At 74.9% G+C, this 23,017-nt stretch carries 3 protein-coding genes and 2 pseudogenes; all 5 read right to left on the bottom strand.

The features are described 5' to 3' along the window. Positions 1-36: 36 nt before the first annotated feature. On the bottom strand, positions 37-5,688 hold the full coding sequence (locus BAW75_RS00680) for a type I polyketide synthase (RefSeq protein ID WP_104112270.1): 5,652 nt from the start codon (positions 5,686-5,688) through the stop codon (positions 37-39). A gap of 133 nt (positions 5,689-5,821) precedes the next feature. Further along, positions 5,822-7,642, bottom strand: a pseudogene (locus BAW75_RS33555) (amino acid adenylation domain-containing protein); the annotation flags it as partial. A 12-nt stretch (positions 7,643-7,654) separates the two neighbouring features. After that, positions 7,655-9,076, bottom strand: a pseudogene (locus tag BAW75_RS33550) (condensation domain-containing protein); the annotation flags it as partial. Position 9,077: 1 nt separating this feature from the next. Next, positions 9,078-13,904: a type I polyketide synthase gene (locus BAW75_RS00670; protein WP_104112268.1), complete on the bottom strand. Its 4,827-nt coding sequence runs from the start codon at positions 13,902-13,904 to the stop codon at positions 9,078-9,080. Further along, entirely contained in the window at positions 13,901-22,591 is an 8,691-nt protein-coding gene (locus BAW75_RS00665) for a type I polyketide synthase (protein ID WP_208635143.1), read from the bottom strand. Before BAW75_RS00665 ends, BAW75_RS00670 begins: the two co-directional genes overlap by 4 nt. Positions 22,592-23,017 lie beyond the last annotated feature (426 nt).

Here is a 23,017-nt window from a genome sequence, read left to right as displayed (position 1 = left end):
GGCGGGCACGCGCCGGGGCGGGCGGAATCGGCCGGCTCATGCCCGTCCCCCGCCGTCGTCCTCGGCGAGCAGGGCGGCGAGCTGTGCCTCGATCTCCTCGTCGGACAGCTCGTCGAGGCCGGCCAGTTCGTCGTCGGGCACGTCCCGGCTCACCACTTCGATCCGGTCGGCGCCCCGATCCCCCGGCCCGCCGGGGTCGGCCAGCACGGTCACCGTGTGCGCCACCGTCGGGCTGTCGAAGAAGCCCCGCAGGTTCAGCTCCACCCCGAACCGGCCGCGGATCTTCGCGCCGATCTGCACGGCGGCCAGCGAGTGTCCGCCGAGGGCGAAGAAGTCGTCGTGCACGCCGACGCGGTCCAGGCCGAGCACCTCCTGCCAGATCTCCGCCACCGTCCGCTCGGCCTCGGTGCCCGGCGCCACGTACGGGGTGTCCAGATCGGGCCTCGGATGGGTGCCCCGGGGCGGGGCGATCTGCTCCACCTCCCCGGCGAGCAGCGCGGGGGTGATCGAGGCGGCGAGCCGGCGCAGCCCGGAAAGGTCCCGGCCGGTGACCACCACGTGCTCCGGCAGCTCGGGCGCGGCGAGCAGCCGGTCGAAGGCGGCCATCCCGTCGGCGGCGGTCATCCCCTCGCTGAGCACGTGCAGGGTACCCGGCGTCGCCTCGCCCGCGCCCGTGCCGGCGGCGGTCACCGCGCCGTCGCGCACCTGTTCCAGCAGGCCGTCGATGTCGTTGATCCGCTTGATGGTGAAGTCGGTGATCCGGGCCAGCAGCTGTCCCTGCGGGGAGATCAGCTCGATACTGACGGTGAGCGTCTCGCCGGAGTCACCGGCCTCGTCCACCTCGACGTGGCAGTGGACCACCCGGGTCAGCGGGGCGAAGACCCGCAGGCTGCGGTAGGTGAACGGCAGGTAGAACACGTCCCGCGCGCGGATCCGTGCGGACGCGCCGGCCACGTCCAGCAGCGCCGGGTGCAGCGGGTAGCGCTCCAGGTCGGCGGCGAACTCCTCGGCCAGTTCGAGCGTGACCATCAGCCGCCGCTCGCCGGCCTCGATGCGGCGCAGGCACCGCCAGCGCGGGCCGAACGAGAACTGCAACCGGCCGCCCTGCTCCACCCGGTCGAGCTTCAGCCGCCGCTTCAGTTCGTCCTCGGTGTCGATCACGTCGGTGACGGCGCAGTCGCGGCGCAGCCGGTCCAGGTCCCGGGCCGTGTCCGCCGGCCGCTCGTGGAAGGCCACGGTGCCGCTCGCGTGCTCCTGCCAGCGGCCGGCCTCCCCGTCGACGCGGCTCTGCACGCTGAACCGGAGCTGCCCGTCGCGCTCCTCCACCGTGGTGAACAGCTCGCGGCTCCGACCGTCCGGCACGATCACCGGCATCAGGAACAGCACGTCGTTCAGCTCCACCACCCGGCCGGCCGCCCGGTCGGCGACCGCCGCGTGGACCAGCTCCAGGTACGTGGTGCCGGGAACGAGGCCGTGGCCCATGATCCGGTGCTCGTCGACGATCCAGCTGTCGGCCGTGCTGAGCGTGGTGGCGTACGTCCGGGACGTGCCGGTCGAGGAGACCAGGCGTTGCAGCAGCGGGTGCCCGGTCAGCGCGGCGCCGCCGTGCAGCCGCTCGACCAGGCCGGCGGCCATGCCGGTGTTGCGCCAGGTGTCCCAGGCGACAGCCGCGACCGGCGCCCCGGTGGTGGCTCGCCGCCACTGGGCGTAGACGTCCAGGAAGGCGTTCGCCGCGCAGTAGTCGCTCTGCCCCGGCCCGCCGAGCAGCGCGGTCAGCGACGAGCAGAGCAGCAGGAAGTCCAGTCCGTCGGCGTCGCAGACGGCGTCCAGGTGCAGCGTGCCGACGGTCTTGGCGGCCAGCACGTCGGTCACGTCCCGGCCGGACTTGACCGCGATCAGTCCCCGCGACGGCAGGCCGGCGGCGTGGACGACACCGTGCAGGCCACCGCCTTCGGCGCGCAACCGTCCGACCGCGTCGGACAGGGCGGCCCGGTCGGTGACGTCGGCGTGCAGCACCACCACCCGCGCGCCCAGTTCCCGCAGCCGCTGCACGCCGCGGATCCGCCGGCTGGTGTCGTCCTGCTCGCCGTGCTCGGCCAGCCAGTCCGGCCACCGCGTCGAGTCGGGGAACGCCGAGCGGTGCAGCAGCCCGAGCACCGGCGCGTCGACCGAGCGGGCGATCTGCTCGGCCAGCGCCAGCCCGACCCCGCCGAGACCGCCGGTGATCAGGTAGACGCCGCCGGGCCGCAGCCGGCCGCCCGTCCCGCCGGCGGCGTCGGCGGGCAGGGCCTCGAAGTCGCGTACCCACCAGTGCCGGCCGCGCAGCGCCAGTTCCCGGTCGGCGGTGGGCGCGGTCAGCCGGGCCAGCACGGTCGTGGGGCCGGGCGCCGGGTCGGCCGCGGGCAGGTCGGCGCCGGGCAGGTCCAGCACGCGGCAGGTGACGTCCGGGACCTCCTGCGGGATGACCGTGGTGGCGCCGAGCAGCGGGGCGTTCTCCGGCTGCAGGCTCTCCTCGCCGGTCACCGCGAACAGGCCCCGGCTGAGCACGTCGATCTCCACCGGGCCGGCGGGCTGCACGTCCCCGATCGCCTGGGCCAGGGCCAGCAGGCTGTCGAACCCGACCCGCCGGGCGCTGTCGATCCGGTCCGGATCCGGGCCGTCGCCCGGCTCCACGGTCAGGCTCCACAGGTGCACCACCCGGATCGTCCGGCCGGCGTCCACCTCCAGCGACTTGAGCAGGGCGGCGTGCTGGTCCCGGCTGGCCGGGTCCAGCGACCAGGCCCGCTCGCCGGTCTCCCGCAGCTCGTCGCCGGCGCTGACCCGCAGCACTGTCGCGCCGTCGTCGGCCAGCCGCCCGGCCAGCGCCACGCCCAGCGGCAGCTCGGCGCCGAGCACCACCCAGGTCGCCCCGTCGGTGGTCCCGGCGGCCGGCGCGGTGAGCCGCCGCCAGCCGGGCACGTGGAACCACTGCGCGTCCGGCCCGGTCGCCGCGACCGGCGCGGGCCGGACCGGGCCGGGCCGCGGCTCGATCCAGTAGCGCTGGCGCTGGAACGGGTACGTGGGCAGGCGCAGCAGCCGCCGCGGCGTGTCCCCGGCGCGGGCGGCCCAGTCCACCGGCGCCCCGGCGGCCCAGAGTTCACCCAGCCCCGCCAGCAGGTACTCCTGGTCGTCGCGCGGTTCGTCCGGGTGCCGCACCGATCCGGCCACCGTCCGCCGCTCGTGCCAGGCGCGGTGCTGCCGGACGAAGTTGCGCAGCGTCTGCCCCGGACCGACCTCCAGCAGCACCAGCTCCTCGTCGGCGAGCAGCACGTCCAGGGCGTCGGCGAAACGCACCGGCGCGCGCAGGTGTCGTCCCCAGTACTCCGGGTCGGTGGCCTGCTCGTCGGTGATCCAGGCGCCTGTGACGTTGGAGACGAACGGGGTGGCGGGCGGGCGCAGGGCGACCCGGCGGACCGCGTCGACGAACGGCGCGACAGCGGCGTCCATGCTGGGTGAGTGGAAGGCGTGCGAGGTGCGCAGCCGGCGGCACGCCACCCCGTCCGCCGTGAGCCGCTGCGCCAGCGCGTCGACCTCGGCGGTCGTGCCGGCCACCACGCACAGGCCGGTGGAGTTCACCGCCGCGACGCACAGCCCGCCGGTCAGCCGGCCGGTCACCTCCGCCTCGGGCAGGAACACCGCGAGCATCGACCCGGCCGGCGTCGACTGCACCAGGCGCCCCCGCGTGACGACCAGCGCCACCGCGTCCTCGAGGGAGAACACCCCGGCCAGGCAGGCGGCCACGTACTCGCCGACGCTGTGCCCGACCATCGCCGCCGGGCGGACGCCCCACGACATCCACAGGCGGGCCAGCGCGTACTCCACCGCGAACAGCACCGGCTGCGTGACAGCGGTACGCGCCAGCGCCAGCGCCGCGTCGCCGGTCTCGTTGTCGGCGGCGAACAGCGGCACCCGCAGGTCTTCGCCCAGGTGGCCGGCGAACAGGTCGGCGCAGCGGTCCAGCTCGGCGGCGAACACCGGCTCGCTGCGGTACAGGCCCCGCGTCATGCCCACGTACTGCGCGCCCTGGCCGGGGAAGAGGAACGCCACCGGCGCGTCCCGTCCGGCAGGCGTGCCCGTGCCGGCGTCGGCGGCCCGCCGCAGCGCGGCGACCAGTTCGGCGCTGTCCCGGCCGGTCACCGCCGTACGGTGCTCGAAGGCCCGGCGGCGGGCGGCCAGCGTGTACGCGACGTCGTCCAGATCCAGGTCGGGGTGGGCGGCCAGGTGGTCGGCGAGCCGGCCGGCCACGGCGGCCAGCGCCGGCGCGGAGCGGGCCGACAGCGGCAGCACCCGGGCTACGGCCGGTGCGGCGGGCGGCGCGGCGGCCGACGCGGCCAGGGCCGGCGCCTCCTGCAGGATCACGTGCACGTTGCTGCCGCCGATGCCGAACGAGCTGACCCCGGCCCGGCGCGGCGTCTCCCGCCGGGGCCACTGCCGCAGCTCGGTGTTGACGAAGAACGGGCTGGTCGGCAACGCCAGCTCGGGGTTGGCCCGGGTGTGGTGCAGGGTCGCCGGGATCGCCTCGTGGCGCAGCGCCAGCACCGCCTTGATCAGGCTGGTCACCCCGGCCGCGGCGTCGAGGTGCCCGACGTTGCTCTTCACCGAGCCGATCGCGCAGTAGCCCACCCGGTCGGTATGCTTGCGGTACGCGCGGGTCAGCGCGGTGATCTCGATCGGGTCGCCGAGGGCGGTGCCGGTGCCGTGGGTCTCGACGTAGCCGATGCTGTCCGGGTCCACGTCGGCCACGGCGAGCGCCTCGGCGACGACGCGGGCCTGCCCGTCCACGCTCGGCGCGGTGTAGCCGACCTTCAGCGAGCCGTCGTTGTTCACCGCGGTGCCGAGGATGACCGCGTCCACTGTGTCCCCGGCCGCGTGGGCGTCGGTCAACCGCCGCAGCACCACCACGCCCACACCGTTGCCGGCGACGGTGCCCTGCGCCTGCGCGTCGAAGGGCCGGCAGTGCCCGTCCGGGGAGAGGATGCCGCCCTGCTCGTAGCGGTAGCCGCCGCGCAGCGGCACGCTCACCGACACGCCGCCGGCCAGGGCCAGGTCGCACTCGCCGTTGAGCAGGCTCTGGACCGCCAGGTGCACCGCGGTCAGCGAGGTGGAGCAGGCCGTCTGCACGGTCATGCTCGGCCCGGTCAGGTTCAGCTTGTACGACACCCGGGTGGCCAGGAAGTCCTTGTCGCTGGAGATCAGCGTCTGGTAGCTGCCGGCCGCGTCCACCGCCTGCTCGTTGGCGAGCAGGTTGAACAGCAGGTACGAGTTCAGGCTCGACCCGGCGAAGACGCCGATGCGCCCGTCGAAGGTCTTCGGATCGTGGCCGGCCGACTCCAGCGCCGTCCACACGCACTCCAGGAAGACCCGGTGCTGCGGGTCGAGCACCTCGGCCTCGCGGGGGTGGTAGCCGAAGAAGCCCGCATCGAAGCGGTCCGCGTCGGCCAGGACGCCCTTGGCCGGCACGTAGTCGTCCAGCGCGGCCACCTGCGGGTCGACGCCGTCGGCGCGCAGCTCCTCGTCGGACAGGCGGGCGATCCCCTCCCGGCCGGCCGTGAGGTTCGCCCAGAACTCGTCCACGTCGGCCGCGCCGGGGAACCGCCCCGCCATGCCGATGACGGCTATCTGGTCGAGGTTCTCGACGTCGTCTGACATCTGTCTCACCTACCGTTCATGCCTGCGCGGCCGACGAGCGGCGGCGACGTCGACTCAGTGACTGCCGGCGGGTGGCCGCCCGTTCCTGGGCGTCGCCCAGGCCGTCGCCGTCCGCGCCGGGCCGGTTGAGGTAACCGGCGAGCGCGGCGACGGTCGGGAACTGGAACAGCTCGACGAGCGTCACGTCCCGGCCGGCCGCCGCGACGAGCCGCAGGCGGGCCTCCGCCATCAGCAGGGAGTGGCCGCCCAGCTCGAAGAAGTTGTCGTCCACCCCGACCTGCTCCACGCCGAGCAGCTCCCGCCAGATGCCGGCGACGGTCCGCTCCAGTTCGTCGCGCGGCGCCACGTACGGGCTGCGCAGCTCCGGGCGGGCCAGGTCGGGTTCGGGCAGGGCCGACCGGTCCACCTTGCCGTTCGGGGTCAGCGGCAGGGCGTCCAGCGTGGTGAAGACCGCCGGCACCATGTAGTCGGGCAGCCGTTCCTTCAACCGGCTGATCAGCTCACCGGTGGCCGGTACGGCCGGCCCGACCAGGTACGCCACCAGCCGGGTGTCGCCGCCGTGCGCACGCGCCACCACCACCGCCTCGGTGACGCCGGGGCAGGCGGTCAGCGCCGCCTCGATCTCGCCCAGCTCGATCCGGAAGCCGCGCAGCTTCACCTGGTGGTCGAGGCGGCCCAGGTACTCGATCGCGCCGTCGGCACGGATCCGGCCCAGGTCACCGGTCCTGTAGAGCCGGGCGGGCGGCCGGTCGTCGTCGCGGTCGCCGGTGACGGCCGCGCCGCCGACCCGCGCCGGCGTGGCGAACGGGTCGGCGACGAACCGTTCGGCGGTCAGCTCAGGCCGGTTCAGGTAGCCGAGCGCCACGTTGACCCCGCCGATGTGCAGCTCGCCCGGCACACCCACCGGCACCGGCTGCAGATGGCGGTCCAGCACGTACACCTGGGTGTTCGCGATCGGCCGCCCGATCGGCACCGGCCGGGGGTCGTCGCGGCGGCAGGCCCAGGCGGTGACGTCGATCGCCGCCTCGGTCGGGCCGTACAGGTTGTGCAGTTCGGCGGCGGACCGGGTGAAGAAGCGGTCCTGCAGGTCGCGGGGAAGCGCCTCGCCACTGCAGATCACCCGGCGCAGGCTCACGCACCGCTCGACGTCGGGCTCGCGCAGGAACGCCTGGAGCATGGAGGGCACGAAGTGCACGGTGGTGACCTGTTCGGAGCGGATCGTGTCGACCAGGTAGGCGCCGTCGCGGTGCCCGTCCGGGCGGGCCACGACGAGCGTCGCGCCGGTCATCAACGGCCAGAAGAACTCCCAGACCGAGACGTCGAACGAGTACGGCGTCTTCTGCAGCACCCGGTCGCCGGGGCCGAGGCCGTAGGCGTCCTGCATCCACAGCAGCCGGTTGCGGAGGCCGGCGAACGTGTTCGGCACGCCCTTGGGCCGGCCGGTCGACCCGGAGGTGTAGATGACGTAGGCGACGTCGGTGCCGCGTACCGGGGTGGGCCGGTCGTCGGCGGCGTCCGCGGGCACGTCGTCGGTGAGCAGCTCGTCGGCGTACCACAGCGGCCCGTCCCAGGACAGCTTCTCGCCGAGCCGCCGCTGGGTGAGCACCACCGCCGGGTCCGCGTCGTCGAGCATCAGCGCCACCCGCCCGGCCGGCAGGCCGGGGTCGACGGGCACGTACGCGCCGCCGGCCTGCCAGATCGCCAGCAGGCCGACCACCAGCTCCACCGAGCGTTCCAGCACCAGGCCGACCCGCACGCCGGGGCCGACCCCGGCGGCACGCAGCCGCCGGGCCAGCACGTTGGCCCGGTGCAGCAGCTCCCCGTAGCCGACGGTGCGGCCGGCGAACCGCACCGCCGGCAGTTCCGGCGTACGCCGGGCCCGCTCGGCGATCTGCTCGTGCGCCCAGCCCGCACCGGGCCACCGCCGCGGCTCGCCCCGGGACAGCGCCAGCACCGCGTCCCGCTCGTCGGCGTCCAGCAACGGCAGTTCGTCGACAGCCGTGTGCGGGCCGGCGACGGCCAGCTCGACGATCCGCCGGTAGTGCCCGGCCATCCGGGCCATGGTGGCGGGTTCGAACAGGTCCCGGTCGTACTCGAACCAGCCGCTGACCCCACCGGCGTCGTTGAACAGCTGCAGCTCCAGGTCGAAGCGGGCGCCCTGGGCGCGCAGCGGCAGCCGTTCGAACTCCACCCCGGCCAGGGCCAGCGTGGGCAGCGGGTCGCTCTGGTAGGAGAGCCCCACCTGGAAGATCGGCGGCCGGCTGAGGTCGCGGGCCGGCTTCAGCGCCTCCACCACTTTCTCGAACGGCACCCGCTGGTGGGCGTACGCGCCGAGGCAGGCGTCCCGGACCCGGCCCAGCAGTTCGGTGAAGGTCGGGTTGCCGGTCAGGTCCACGCGGACCGGCAGGGTGTTGACGAAGAACCCGATGAGCGGTTCGACCTCGGCCCGGTCCCGGTTGGCCATCGGCACGCCGACCACCACGTCGTCCTGCCCGCTGTAGCGGCGCAGCAGCACGCCGAAGGCGGCCAGCAGCGCCATGTACGTGGTCGCGCCGTGCTGCTTGCCGAGCGCGCCGAGCGCGGTGAGCACCGGCTCGGGCAACGTGAACGGGTGGGAGGCGCCCTGGAAGCCCTGCACCGGCGGGCGGGGCCGGTCGGTCGGCAGGTCGAGCACGGCCGGCGCCCCGGCGAGGTGCTCCCGCCAGTGGGCCAGGTCCGCCGACAGGTCCTCCCCGCGCAGCCAGTCCTGCTGCCAGGCGGCGTAGTCGCCGTACTGGACACTCAGCTCGGGCAGCGCCGGCCGGTCGCCGGTGGCCAGCGCGGCGTACCGGGTGGAGAGTTCGCCCAGCAGCACCCCGACGGACCAGCCGTCGGAGACGAGGTGGTGCATCGCCACGCCGAGCACGCAGTCGTCGTCACCGAGCCGGAGCAGGGCCAGCCGCAGCAGCGGGCCGGTGGTGATGTCGAACGGCTCGCGCAGCGCGGCCACGATCCGCGCCTCCAGCTCGTCGCCGCCGGCCGGCGTGCCGCGCAGGTCGGTCTCGGCCAGCGGGATCGCGAGCGCCGGGTGGACCACCTGCACCGGCCGCCCGTCGCGCAGCTCGAACGTGGTCCGCAGCGACTCGTGCCGGGCGACGATCCCGTCGACCGCCTGCCGCAGCAGGGCGGTGTCCAGCGGGCCGCGGATGCGCACCGCCGCCGGGATCAGGTACGCCGGGTTGGCGGGCCGGAGCTGCTCGAGGAACCAGATGCCCTGCTGCATCACGGAGATCGGGAAGACGTTCTCCCGCCGGGCGGGCCGCGCCTGGCCCCGCTCGCGCAGCAGCTTCTCGAACAGCGCCCGTTTCTCCGGGGAGAGCGCGGCGAGCCGTGCGTCGAGGTCGGTCATCTCACGCCTCCTGGCCCAGTACGGCCCGCGCCTGCTCGTCGGAGAGGCCCTCCAGCTCGGCGAGCAGCTCCGAGGCGACGTCCTCGAACCGCTCGACCCGCCCGATGGCCGCCGTGTCGGCGCCGCCGTCGTCCGCACCGGCCGGCAGCCGGCTGACGATCTGCTCGGTGAGGGTGCGCAGGGTGGCGCCCTCCAGGAACACCGCGATGGACAGCGAGACGCCGAGCTGGCGTTCGATCTCGTTCTTCAGCTCCACCGCCATGAGCGAGTCCAGGCCCAGGTCGAACAGCGGCTGGTCCAGCCCGACCGACGCCGTCGCGGAGCCGAGGGTGGCCGCGACGGCGAGCACCAGTTGCCCGGTGAGCGTCTCGGCGCGCCGGTCGGCCGGCAGGGCCAGCAGTTGCGCGCGGCTGGGCAGCAGGCTGGTCCGGGCCGTACGCCGGGCGGGCCGCGCGGGGCCGTCGCCGCGCAGCAGCGGGGCGAGCAGGGCCGAACCGGAGACCTCCTGGTAGCGGCGCCCCCACTCGGTCCAGTCGACCGGGACCACGGCGATCTGCGGCTCGTCGTGGCGCAGCAGCCGGTGGAAGACCCGCAGCGCCTGGGCGGGCCGCAGCGTGCCCATGCCCTTGCTGAGCCCGGGGGTGGCGTCGGCACCCCGGTTGGCCAGGCCGACCCCTTCCCAGATACCCCAGTTGACGCTCAGACCGGGCAGTCCGGCGGCGCGGCGCTGCGCCGCCAGCGCGTCGAGGAAGGCGTTGGCCGCCGCGTACCCGGCCACGAACGGCGAGCTGAGCAGCGAGCTGGTCGAGGAGAACAGGATGAAGAAGTCCAGCTCCCGGCCGGCGAACAGGCGGTGCAGCACCCAGGCGCCGACGGCCTTGGGCAGCAGCGGGCGTTCCAGGTCGGCCAGGGTCAGCTCCATCAGCGGGGCCACCTCACCGGTGCCGGCGGCGTGCACGACGCCCCGGATCGGCGGCCGGCCCTCCCGGTCGTAGCCGGTCAGGAACGCCCGTACCGCCTCCTCGTCGGCGACGTCGACGGAGGCGACGTGCACGGCGGCCCCGAGCGCCTCCAGCTCGCGCACCCCGGCGACACGTGCCGCCGCCGGATGGTCGGCGGGCAGGCCGGCCCACTCGGCGCGGGGCGGCAGCACGGTGCGGCCGAGCAGCACCAGCCGCCGCGCGCCGGCCCGCACCATCGACCGGGCCACCTCCAGGCCGATGCCGCCGAGGCCGCCGGTGATCAGGTAGCTCGCGTCGGGCCGCCACGGCCCGTCGGCGGCGTCGGCCTCGGGCACCGCCTGGCGGACGAGCCGGGCCACGTAGCGCCGGTCGCCGTGCAACGCGACCTGGTCCTCGGCGTCGCGGGCGGTCAGCTCCCCCACCAGACGCGCGGCCAGCGTGGCCGGATCGGCGGCCGGGTCGAGGTCGATCAGGCCGCCCCAGAGCGCCGAGTGCTCCTGCTGCAACGACCGGCCCAGACCCCACAGGGCCGACTGGGCCACCGCGAGCGACACCGGGCCGCCCGGGGCGTCGGCCGGCCGTACCGCGCCGCGGGTGACCAGCCAGAGCCGTACCGTCTCCGGGCCCCGCGCCCGGGCCAGGGCCTGCGCGGTGTGGACCGCGCTGAGGCTGCCCCGCTCGGTGGCCCGCAGCAGCGCGGCGGCGTCCGCCGCGCCGTCCGGGTCGGTGTCGTCGAGGCTCCACAGGTGCAGCACCTGAAGCTCGCCGCCGTCGAGTGCCAGCTCGTCCACCAGCCGGCTCAGGTCCGCCGGGCCGTCCAGGCGCACCTCGGCCCGCGCGCCGTCGACGCGGTACGCCGGACCCGGCGACACCCGTACCACCCGCTCGCCCCGGGCCGCGACGGCGTCGGCGAACCCGGCGCCGACCCCGGTCCCGTCGGTGAGCACCAGCCAGGTCCGGGCCGGGGTTGCTTCCGGGTCGGGAGCCGGCGCGGGCGCGTCGACAGGTTGCCAGTCGAGCCGGTAGAGCAGGTCGTCGTCGGCGTACGCGGCGGCGCCGTCCTCGCCGGTGTCGTCCACGGTGGACGATCCGGTGTGCCGCTGCTGCTGCCGCTGCGTGCGGCGCGGCTCCTGCCAGCAGTGCGTCTTCTCGAACGGGTAGGTGGGCAGCGGCACCCGGGCCCGCCGGTAGTCCCGGTCGAAACCGGCCCAGTCCAGGTCCACGCCGGCGGTGTAGAGCCGGGCGACGGTGTGCAGCAGCACCGCCCAGTCGTCGTGCTTGGGCCGCAGGCTCGGCGCCAGCAGGGCCTCCCCCGCCGGCAGGTTGTCGCTGATCATGCCGAGCAGCGTCGGCGCGGGTCCCATCTCGACGAAGGTGCGGTAGCCCAGCTCGCGCAGCGTGTCGATGCTGGCCGCGAAGCGCACCGGCTGGCGGGCGTGCCGGCACCAGTAGTCGGCGTCCGGGGCGGTGTCCCACGGCCACAGCTCACCGGTCAGGTTCGCCACGAGCGGGACGCGCGGCGGGGTGAACGTCACCGCGTCGGCCGCCGCGCGCAGGCCCGGCAGGATCGGCTCGATCAGCGGCGAGTGCGACGAGGTGGTGATGTGCAACTGCTTGGTCTTCACCCCGCGCCTGTCGAACTCGGCGCAGATCCGCGCCAGCGCCTCCCGCTCACCGGAGATGGAGGTGGTGCCGGGGCCGTTGACCGCGGCGACGGACACCCGGTCGGCGTACCCGGCGAGCACCTCGGCGACCTCGGCCTCGGGGGCGAAGACGGCCACCATCGCGCCGTTGTCGTTCAGCTCCCACATCAGCCGGCCGCGTTCGACGACCAGCCGCAGCCCGTCCTCCAGGCTCATCATGCCGGCCACGCAGGCGGCCACGTACTCGCCGAAGCTGTGCCCGAGCACCGCCACCGGCTCGACGCCCCAGGAGCGCCACATCTGCGCCATGGCGTACTGCACCGCGAACAGCGCCGGCTGCGAGTAGGTCGTGCGGTAGACCAGGTCGGAGTCCGGGTCGGCCGGGTAGATCACGTCCAGCAGCGGGACGTCCAGCAGCGGCCGCAGGATCTCGTCGCAGCGGTCGACGGCCTGCCGGAAGGTGGGCTGCGTCTGATAGAGGGCGCGGGCCATGCCGACGCGCTGCGGGCCCTGCCCGGTGAAGAGGAAGACCACGTCGTCGCTGCCGGCCTCGCCCACCACCGGCAGGTCGCCGGGCAGCCCGTCGACGAAGTCGGCGAGCTGGTCGGCGACCTCCCGGGCGGACGCGCCGACGGCGGCCAGCCGGTGCGGGAAGTGGGCCCGTCCGGTGCCGGCCGAGAAGCAGAGGTCGCCGGGCGCCGCGCCCGGGTCGGCGGACAGTCGCTGCTGGTAGCGCCGGGCCAGCTCCAGCAGCCCGTCCGGCGTCCGGGCCGACAGCGGCAGCACCGAACGGGGCCGCTCCACCGCCGGTTCCGACGGTACGGCCGGCGGCTCGGGCGCGGCCTGCACGATCAGGTGGGCGTTGGTGCCGCTGAACCCGAAGCTGCTCACCCCGGCCACCGGCCGCTCGGCGACCGCCGGCCACTCGCTCAACTCGGTCGGCACCGCGAACGTGGTGCCGGCGAAGGAGATGTGCGGATTCAGCTCGGTGAAGTGCACGTTCGGCGGGATCGCGCCCTTGTGCAGGGCGAGCACCACCTTGATCAGCCCGACGATGCCGGAGGCTGCCTCGGCATGGCCGACGTTCGTCTTCGACGACCCCAGGTAGACCGGTGCGCCCTCCTCCCGGCCGTACACCTCGGCCAGCGCCTCGACCTCGATCGGGTCGCCGAGCGTGGTGCCGGTGCCGTGCGCCTCGATGTAGGAGACCTGCTCGGCGGCGACGCCGCTCGCCGCGAGCGCCCGGCGCAGCACGTCGCGCTGCGCCACCCCGTTCGGGGCGGTCACCCCGGAGCTGCGACCGTCCTGGTTGACCGCGCCGCCGCGGATCACCGCGAGCACCTGGTCGCCGTCGCGTACCGCGTCGGTCAGACGCTTGAGCACGACGATGCCGCAGCCCTCGCTGCGGACGTAGCCGTTGGCGCGGGCGTCGAAGGTCTTGCACCGGCCGTCCGGGGCGACCATGCCGGGGAACTGGGAGAAGGCCACGCTGGGCAGCGGCGACAGGACGACGTTCACCCCGCCGCCGAGGGCCAGGTCGCACTCGCCGGACCGCAGGCTCTGCACCGCCATGTGCACCGACACCAGCGAGGAGGAGCAGGCGGTGTCCACCGCCACGCTCGGGCCGCGCAAGTCGAAGACGTACGAGATCCGCCCGGTCACCACGCTGTGCGCGGTGCCGGTGCTGGCGTAGGCGGTGATGTCCTCCAGCCCGGGGAAGTTCTCGGTGGCGAAGTCGTTGCTGCACACGCCGAGGAACACCCCGGTACGGCTGCCGGCCAGCGCGGTCGGCGCCTTCCCGGCGTTCTCCAGCGCCTCCCAGGACACCTCCAGGGCGAGCCGCTGCTGCGGGTCCATGGCCAGCGCCTCGCGCCGGGAGATGCCGAAGAACTCGTAGTCGAAGTGGTCGACGCGGTCCAGGAAGCCGCCCCAGCGGGTCCGCATCTTGCCGGGCTGCTGCGGTTGCTCGTCGTAGAACTCGTCGACCGGCCAGCGGTCGGCCGGGATCTCCGCGACCGCGTCGACGCCGTCGCGCAGGATCCGCCAGAAGCTCTCCGCGTCGACCGCGCCGCCGGGGAAGCGCAGCCCCATGCCGACGACCGCGACGGGCTCGGTCCGGCCGCGCTCGTACTCGGCGAGCTGCCGCTGCATCCGCTCCATCTGCAGGTAGGCGCGCTTGAGCGTGGAGTTCGGCGCCTGCGCCTGCTGCCCGGTCGTGGTCATCCCTGACGCCCTTCCTCGATCTGGTTGAGCTTGGCCAGCAGGAGCGCCTCGACGTCGTCGTCGGAGAGCTGCTCCAGGTCGGTGGCCGGGTCGTCGGTCCCGGCGGCCGGTGTCGCGCCGGGCGCGGTCGCCGGGCCGGTCCCCGCCGGGGAGACGTCGGCGTCCGGCCCGGCCTCCAGCGCCACGTCCATCCGCTCGGCGAGGTGCGGTACGAGCGCGTCGATGGTCGGGAAGCGCCACGCGAGCGTGGCGGACAGTTCGACGTCGAGCGACGTCTCCAGCCGCTTGCGCAGCTCCAGCGACATCAGCGAGTCGAAGCCCATGTTCGCCAGCGGCGAGGTGACGTCGACCCGGTCGGCGTCCACCTTGAGCACCCGGGCCACCTCACCGGCGACGTGCCCGGTGAGCAGGGCGCGCCGGCGGCGGCCCGGCTCGACGGTGAGCAACCGCCGGCGTACCTCGCCGGAGCGCGCCCGGCCCTCGGCCGTGCGCGGGGTGTCCACCGCGACCAGGTCGGCCAGCAGCGCGGGCACGAGCCCGCCGGCCGCGGCCGTGCGGAGCCGGTCGAGGTCCAGCGGCAGGACGGCCGCCTGCGCCGCCGCGGTCAGCACCAGCCGGTCCAGCGCCTCGATGCCGTCGCGTGGGTCGATGCCGACGATGCCCTGACCGGCGAGCTGGCCGCCACGGTCCGGGCGGGCCGCCAGGCCGGACCCGGACCAGGGGCCCCAGTTGACGCTCAGCGCGGCCCGTCCCTGCGCCCGGCGCCGCTGCGCGAGCGTGTCCAGGAACGCGTTCGCGGCGGCGTAGTTGGCCTGGCCCGGTGAGCCGAGCAGCGCGGCGGCCGAGGAGTAGAGGACGAAGAAGTCGAGGTCCCGGTCCAGGGTGGCCCGGTGCAGATGCCAGGCGCCGTCCACCTTGGGCGCGGCCACGGCCCGGAACCGGGCCCGGTCGAGCTGCAGCATCAGCCCGTCGTCCAGCACACCGGCGGCGTGCACGACGCCGGCCAGCGGCGGCATCGTCCGGTCGAGGTCCGCCAGCACCGCCGTGACGTCCTCGTGGCGGGCGATGTCGGCCTGCCGGACCTGGACGTCGACGCCCTGCCCGCGCAGCTCGTCGAGGACCTGCCCGGCGTACGCCGAGGGCCGGCTGCGGCCGAGCAGCGCCAGGTGCCGCGCGCCGCGACCGGCCAGCCAGCGGGCGGTCTCCAGGCCGAGAGCGCCGAGACCACCGGTGATCAGGTACGTGGCGGCCGGCCGGACCGGGACCTCCCCCGGCGGTACGGCGGCCACCTCGTGCCCACCGGGCCGCAGCACGATCTTGCCGGTGTGCCGGGCCTGCGCCATGAGACCGAACGCCGCCGCCGCGTCGGCGTAGTCGTAGGTGGTCACCGGGAGGGCGGTGAACTCGCCGCTGTCGAAGCCGCGCAGCACCTCGGCGAAGAGGCGGGCGATCAGCGTCGGCCGCTCGGCGAAGGCGCGTTCCAGGTCGACGGCGAGGAACGAGCGGTTGTGCCGCAACGCCCGCAGGCCGAGGTGGCTGTTGGCGTAGATGTCCTGCTTGCCGATCTCGACGAACCGCCCGTTCGGCGCGAGCAGGCCGAGGCTGCGGGTGAGCGCCTCGCCGGTGAGCGAGTTGAGCACGACGTCCACGCCCCGGCCGTCGGTGAGGGCCAGCACCTCGTCGGCGAAACGCAGCGACCGGGAGTCCATCACGTGCTTGACGCCGAGGCGGCGCAGCAGTTCCCGCTTCTCCTCACTGCCGGCGGTGGCCAGCACCTCGGCGCCGTTGCGGCGGGCCACCTGCAGCGCGGCCAGGCCGACGCCGCCGGTGGCCGAGTGGATCAGGAGGGTGTCGCCCTCGCCGAGGTGGGCCAGGTACTCCAGGCCGTACACCACGGTGAGGAACGCGATCGGCAGCGCGGCGGCCTGCTCGTCGGTGAGCCCGCCGGGGACGGGGGCGACCAGCTCGGCCCGGGTGGTGGTGTACGCGGCCATGCTGGACGGGGCCACCGCCATCACCGCGTCGCCGACGCTCAGGCCGGTGACTCCGGCGCCGAGCGCGGTGACCCGGCCGGCGCACTCGCCGCCCAGCGGCACGATGCCCGGGGGTACGCCGGGGCAGATCTCCATCGCCTTGAGCACGTCGTTGAAGTTGAGTCCGGCGGCGGCCACCTCGATCTGCACCTGGCCGGGGCCGGGCGGCACGCGTGCGGAGAGCACCGGCGTCAGGCTGCCCAGGTGTCCCTGCACCGACAGCAGCAAGTAGTTGCCGTCGGCGGCGGACCGGTCGAACGGGTGCGGACGCGCCGGCGTGGCCGCGGGCGCGCGCCACGGGACCAGCCGGGGCACGTAGCGCCGGCCGCCGCGCAGCGCGACCTGCTCGCCACCGGGCCGGTGCAGCAGTTCGTCGACCAGGCCGGGAACGCCGTGCCGCCCGTCGGCCGGGTCGAGGTCGACGATCGTGGGGCGCAGCTCGGCGTGTTCCAGCGCGACCACCCGGGCCAGTCCCCAGAGGCCGCCCTGGGCCGGGTCCGGCGCGCCCGCGTCGGCGGCGACCACCTGCGCGCCCCGGGTGGCCAGCACCAGCCGGGGTGACCGGCCGCCGACCTCGGTGAGCGCCCGCACCAGATGCGTGACGGCGACCGGACCGAGCAGTTCGAGCCGGTCCAGTGGGGTGTCCGGCAGGTCGGCCGGGCTCTGCTCGGTGAGGCGCGCGTCGAGGCTCCACGCGTGCAGCACTCCGGCGCACGGCTCCGGCCGGGCGGCACGCAGGTCGGTCAGGAGCGTCACGAAGTCCGCCGGCCGGGCCGGGTCGACCTCGTACCGGTCCGGGGCAACCTGCCGGTAGGCGTCACCGGGTGCGACGGTCACCGTGTCCACGCCCCGGCCGGACAGCGCGGCCCGCAGGTCGCCGCCGACCGGATCGGAGCCGGTGAGCAGCAGCCACCAGCCGCCGGTCTCCGGCGTCTGTGCCCCGTCGGTGGTCTCCTGCCAGGCCAGGTCGAGCAGCGCCTCGCCGACCGGGTCGGCCGGGCCGGAACCGGCCAGCCGGCGCAGCCGCACGCCGGCGATCTCGCCCACCGGGTCGCCGGCCGCGTCGTAGAGCACCACCCGGGCGCCGTCGATCTCCGGGCCGCCGGTGGCGGCCCCGCCCACGGTGGCGTGCGCCCATCGGGGTACGCCCGGGCCGGCGGCGAGGGCGAAACGCTCCACCCCCACCGGCAGGTACGTCCCGGCGTCGGCGCCGGTCATGGCCGCCGCCAGCACCTGCAGGCAGCTGTCCAGCAGGGCGGGGTGCACCAGGTACGGCTCCCGGGCGCCGGTCAGCTCGGCCGGGTCGCGCAGTTCGGCGACCGCCTCGCGCTCGCCCTTCCAGAGCGCGGCGACGCCCTGGAAGGCGGGGCCGTAGCGCAGGCCGGACCGGGCCAGCCGGGCGTAGTGCTCGGCGCTGTCCCGCTGCTCGCCGCAGCGCGAGCGGACCGTGGTCAGCGGCTCGACGGCGCCGGCCGGGAACTGCTGCGCGGCGCCGTACCGGCCGTGCGCCACCTCGTTCCAGGCGTCGTCCGGTCCGCGGCTGTAGATCCGCAGCGTGCCACCGGTGGCGGTCTCCGGGAGCAGGACGAGTTGGACGGTGTCCGCCTCGGCCAGCTCCTCGACGAGGGTGACCCGGGTCAGTTCGATCCGCTCGACCACCGCGGCCGGATCGTCGAGCAGCCGCCGGGTCGCCGCCAGCGCCGCGTCGAGCAGCAGGCTGGCCGGCAGCACCGGGCTGTCCTCGACGACATGGTCCCGCAGGTAGCCGAACCCGGCCAGGTCGAGCCGGACGGCGAAGTGGTGTCCGCCCGGTTCGGCGGCGGACCGGACGTACGTCTCCAGCACCGGGTGCCCGCGGTGGGCGGTGCGCCGCGTCCGGGGGTACTCGTCGGTGATCCAGTGCCGCTCCCGCTGCCACGGGTACGCCGGCAGCGCGGCCATCGGCACGACCGGCCCGTACATCCGGCGCCAGTCGACCGGGCAGCCGGCGGTCCAGAGGCGGCCCAGCTCACCGAGGACCGTGGCCCGGCTCGGCTCGTCGCGCCGCAGCGAGGCGACGACGACGCCGTCACGCTGCTGGCGGGCGATGCGTTCGGTGACCGGGCCGCCGAGCATGGGATGCGGGGAGATCTCCACGAACACGTCGTGCCCGGCGTCGACCAGGCGGGTGACGGCGGTGTCGAACAGCACCGGCCGGCGCAGGTTGTCGGCCCAGTACGCGGCGTCGAGCGCGGCGCCGTCGATCGGCCCGGCGGTGACCGTGGAGAGCATCGGCACGGCGGCGGGACCCGGGGTGAGCCCGTCGAGCAGCGCGCCGAGCTCGGCGCGCAGCGGCTCCATCTGTGGGCTGTGCGAGGCGTAGTCGACCGATTCGAGCATCCGGCAGAACGTCCCCTCGGCCGTCAGCGTCTCGGCGAGGGCGGCCAGGGCCGCGCCGTCGCCGGAGAGCACAGTGGACTCCGGTCCGTTGGTGGCGGCGACCGAGACGGCGCCCGGCCGCCGCTCGGCGAGCAACTGCTCGGTCCGGTCGAGCGGGAGGCCGAGCACCGCCATCCGCCCGTTGCCGATGGCGGCGCGGATGACCCGGCCCCGCTGGCGGGCGACCCGCATCGTGTCGGCGATGCCGAGCGCGCCCGCGACCTGGGCGGCGGCCACCTCGCCGACGCTGTGCCCGACCACGGCGGCCGGCTCGACGCCCCAGGAGCGCCAGAGCGCGGCCAGGGCGATCTGCACGGCGGTCAGCGCGGGCTGGGCGACCGCCGGGTCGTCCAGCAGACTCGCGTCGTCCCGGCCGGTGACCAGGTCGAGCAGGGAGAAATCGACGTACTGCCGCAGCGCCCGGTCGCACTGCGCGAACGTGTCGCGGAACGCCGGCTCGGCGAGCAGGTCCTCGGTGATCGGCCACCACCGGGGCCCCTGGCCGGAGAACACGAAGACGGGCTTCGGGCGCCGGGAGACGCGCCGGGCGCCCCACGACAGCCCGGGCCGTTCCGTGCCGGCCGCGTACGCGACGAGCGCGTCCCGTACCTGCTCGGGCGAGTCACCGACGCAGGCCAGCCGGTGCTCGTGGTGGGTGCGGCGCACGGCGGCGGCGGCGCAGACGGCGGCGAGGTCCGCGCCTTCGCCGGGCGGGGCCAGCTTCGCCGCGTACCGCCGGGCGAGTTCACCGAGCGCCTCGGGGGTACGGGCCGAGATGGTCAGCAGCCGGGCCGGGTCCGCCGGGGCGCCTCCGGCGGGCGCGCTGCCGTTGAGGCGGAGGTGGCCGGGCGCGGCGGCCGTTTCGGCGAGTGCGTGCCGGTCGGACCGGGGCGGCTCGGCGAGGACCAGGTGCGCGTTGGTGCCGCCGAAGCCGAACGAGCTGACTCCGGCGACGGCCCGCGCGTACCCGTCCGGCCACGGCTGGCCGGTGTCGGCCACCTGGAGCGCGAGCTGCGCGAACGGGATGTGCGGGTTGGGCTGCCGGTAGTGCAGGGTCGGCGGGATCTGCCGGTGCCGCAGGACCAGCGCGGCCTTGATCAGGCCGGCGATCCCGGCGGCGGCCTCCAGGTGGCCGAGGTTGGACTTGACCGATCCGATGAGCAGGGGCCGCGCCGGATCGCGGTCGGCGCAGACCACGGCGGCGAGCGCCTTGGCCTCGATCGGGTCGCCGAGCAGCGTGCCGGTGCCGTGCGCCTCGACGTAGCCGACCTGTTCCGGCGCCACGCCGGCCCGCTCGTACGCGCTGCGCAGCACCGCCTCCTGGGCGTGCGGGTTCGGCGCCATCAGCCCGTTGGTCCGGCCGTCCTGGTTGACCGCCCCGCCGAGGATCACCCCGTAGATCGGGTCCTGGTCGGCGAGCGCCCGGGACAGCGGCTTGAGGATCACCACGCCGGCGCCCTCGGCGCGGACGTAGCCGTCGGCCCGGGCGTCGAAGGTCTTGCAGCGACCGTCGCCCGCCATCGCGCCGGCCTTGCTGAAGTTGATCGCCAGCGCGGGTGACAGGACCACGTTGACCCCGCCGGCGACGGCCAGCGTGCAGTCTCCCCGGCTCAGGCTGGTGACGGCCTGGTGCACCGCGACCAGCGAGGAGGAGCAGGCGGTGTCGACGGCGATGCTCGGGCCGCGCAGGTCGAACAGGTACGACAGGCGGTTCGCCGCGATGCTGAACGCGTTGCCGGTGCCGGTGTACGCGTCGACGCGGTCGAGGTCGGCGAGGGTGAGCTGGGCGTAGTCGCTGGTGGCGATGCCGATGAAGACGCCGGTCGGGGAGCCGGCCAGGTCCACGGCGGCCAGTCCGGCGTCCTCCAGCGCCTCCCAGGTCACCTCGGCGAGAAGCCGCTGCTGCGGGTCCATCCGGGCGGCCTCGTGGGCGGCGATGCCGAAGAAGTGCGGGTCGAACTGGTCGATCCGGTCCAGGAAGCCGCCCCAGCGGGTGGTCGTCCTTCCGGGCGTCGTCGCGTCGTCGGTGTGCAGCTCGTCGGCGTCCCACCGGTCGGCGGGCACCTCGCGGACCGCGTCGCGTCCTTCGGTCAGCAGGCGCCAGAAGCTCTCCGGTCCGTCGACGCCGCCGGGGAGGCGGCAGCCGATGCCGATGACGGCGACGGCCTCGTCGGTCGCGTCCGCGTGGCCCGCGGTCGCCTCGGCGCCGGTCGCCGTGGTCGCGGCCGGATCGGCCGGCGCCGTGGGCTCGACCGGCGCGGCGGGTTCGGAGCCGGTGGCCGGGTGGCCGAGGTGGGCGGCCAGCGCCTCGATGGTCGGGTACTCCCAGATCAGGGTCGCGGACAGGGTACGGCCCAGCCACGTCTCCAGTTCGCCCACGAGCCCGACCATCTCCACCGACTGCAGCCCGTACGTGGCGACGGGCCGGGTGGGGTCCACCGCCTGCGGGCTGATTCCCAGCCGGGCGGCCAGCTCCGCCACGAGGCGCTGCTCGACCTCCGCGCGACCGGGCGCGGCCACGGCCGGTGCCGGCGTGCTGCCCGCACCGCCGGTGACGTGTTCCGGGTCGGCCGCGCTCCAGCGCGCCAGCACCGTGAGGTCGCCGGTGAGGAAGGACTGCCGGGCGGCCCGCCGTTGCAGCTTTCCGCTGGAGGTCTTCGGGATGCTGCCCTGCTTGATCAGGACCACGTCGTGCACCTGGAGGCCGTGCTCCTGGGCGACCGCGCCGCGGATCGCCGTGACGACGCGCTCGGCGTCGAGCCGGGCGCGGCTGCCGCCGACCTCCTGGATGACGACGAGCCGCTCCTCGCCGTCGACCTCCACCGAACAGGCCACGCCGCAGCCCGGACGCAGCGTCGGATCGCTCTGCTCGACCGTCACCTCGATGTCGCTCGGGTAGTGGTTCCGCCCGGCGATGATGATCAGGTCCTTGTGCCGGCCGGTGACGAACAGCTCCCCGTCGTCGGTCAGGAAGCCCAGGTCGCCGGTGCGCAGGAACGGGCCGTCGCCGCTGCCGGCGAGCCGGGCCCGGAAGGTCTCCTCGCTCTCCTGCGGGCGTCCCCAGTAGCCCTGGGCGACGCTGCCGCCGCCGAACCAGATCTCGCCGACCCGGCCGGCCGGGAGCCGCTCGCAGGTAGCGGGGTCGACGATGACCAGCTCGTGCCCGGCGGCCGCCGTTCCGCAGCTGACGAGCGTCCGGCTCTCCTCGTCCGGGCCGGCCTCGACCGCCCGGTTGTCGGCCAGGTCGGCGGCACGCACGCGGCGTACTGCCGGTTCGGTGCCGGCCAGCCCGCCGGCGACGAACAGCGCCGCCTCGGCCAGGCCGTAGCAGGGGTAGAAGGCCTCGCGGCGGAACCCGCTGGGCCCGAAGGCCGCCACGAACCGGTCGATGGTCTCGGCCCGGACCGGCTCGGCCCCGCTGAACGCCAGCCGCCAGCTGCTCAGGTCCAGCGCCGCGCGTTCGTCCGCGGTGGTCTTCGCCAGGCACAGCTCGTAACCGAAGTTGGGGCTGCCGCTGAGCGTGGCCCGGTAGGTGGAGATGGCCTGCAGCCAGCGGAGCGGGCGCTTGAGGAACGACGTCGGTGACATGAAGGTCGCCGGGAACCCGGCGTAGAGCGGCTGCAGCATGGCGCCGATCAGCCCCATGTCGTGGTACGGCGGCAGCCAGCTCACCAGCCGGGTGGTCTCGACGTCGGTGATGAAACGCTGGTTCGTCACCTCGAGGTTGGCCAGCAGGTTGGCGTGGCTGAGCACCACGCCCTTCGGCCGCCCGGTGGAGCCGGACGTGTACTGGAGGAACGCCACGTCGTCACCGCCGAGGCCGGGCTCGCGCCACCCGTCGGCCACGGCCGGGTCGATCCGGTCGACGGCCTGCCAGACGAGCGAGCCCAGCGCGGGCGCCAGCGCGGTGATCTGACCGGCCATCGCGGTGATCTCCGCCGGCGCGAGCACGACAGCGGGACGGGCGTCCTGGATCACGCCGATCAGCCGGGGCAGGGTCCGCTTGAGCAGCACCGGGTTCGGCGGGTACACCGGTACGGCGATCACCCGGGCGTAGAGGCAGCCCAGGAACGCGGCGAGGTAGTCCAGGCCCGGCGGGCAGACGATGAGCGCCCGCTCGCCCTCGTTCACGCGCTCTCGCAACGTGGCGGCGATGGCCCGGGCCCGCCGATCCATGTCGGCGTTGGAAATGGCGACCTCGTCGTTCTCGCCGTCGGCCAGGAACCGATAGGTCACGCCGTCCGGACGGTCGAGAAGGACCGCACGGAACCGGTCGACCAGGGTGCCGGGTTTCGGCGGTTGACCAGCGCGACCGGCGGACCCGGCCGACTGTCGCACTGGGTCGGCCGCATCGCCTCGTCCTGGCAGGGAAATGCCCACGATCCGATTCCTTCTGACGTCCGGTAAAGGCACAGCAGGTCCGGCACGAATGCATGATTAATGCTGCGTTCGCACCACGTTAATAGTCCGGAAAGCACGTTCTGGACTTCGCGAAATGATCCGCGTTCGTCCCGCCGACTACCAGGACGGCGGCGGCACCAGCATCCCGGCGTTCATCGGCGAGTGTCAACCCTGGTCGTTGATAAAGTTTGTGTAACTCGGTTTTCCCAGGAGGCGCAAGCAACGCACCGAGCGCCAACTCTCCGACAGGCGGGAACGATT

The sequence above is a fragment of the Micromonospora chalcea genome (assembly GCF_002926165.1).
GTDB classification, from domain to species: domain Bacteria; phylum Actinomycetota; class Actinomycetes; order Mycobacteriales; family Micromonosporaceae; genus Micromonospora; species Micromonospora chalcea.
The sequence above is the reverse complement of the archived record's forward strand: the minus strand, read 5'-3'. Positions and strand labels throughout refer to the sequence as shown.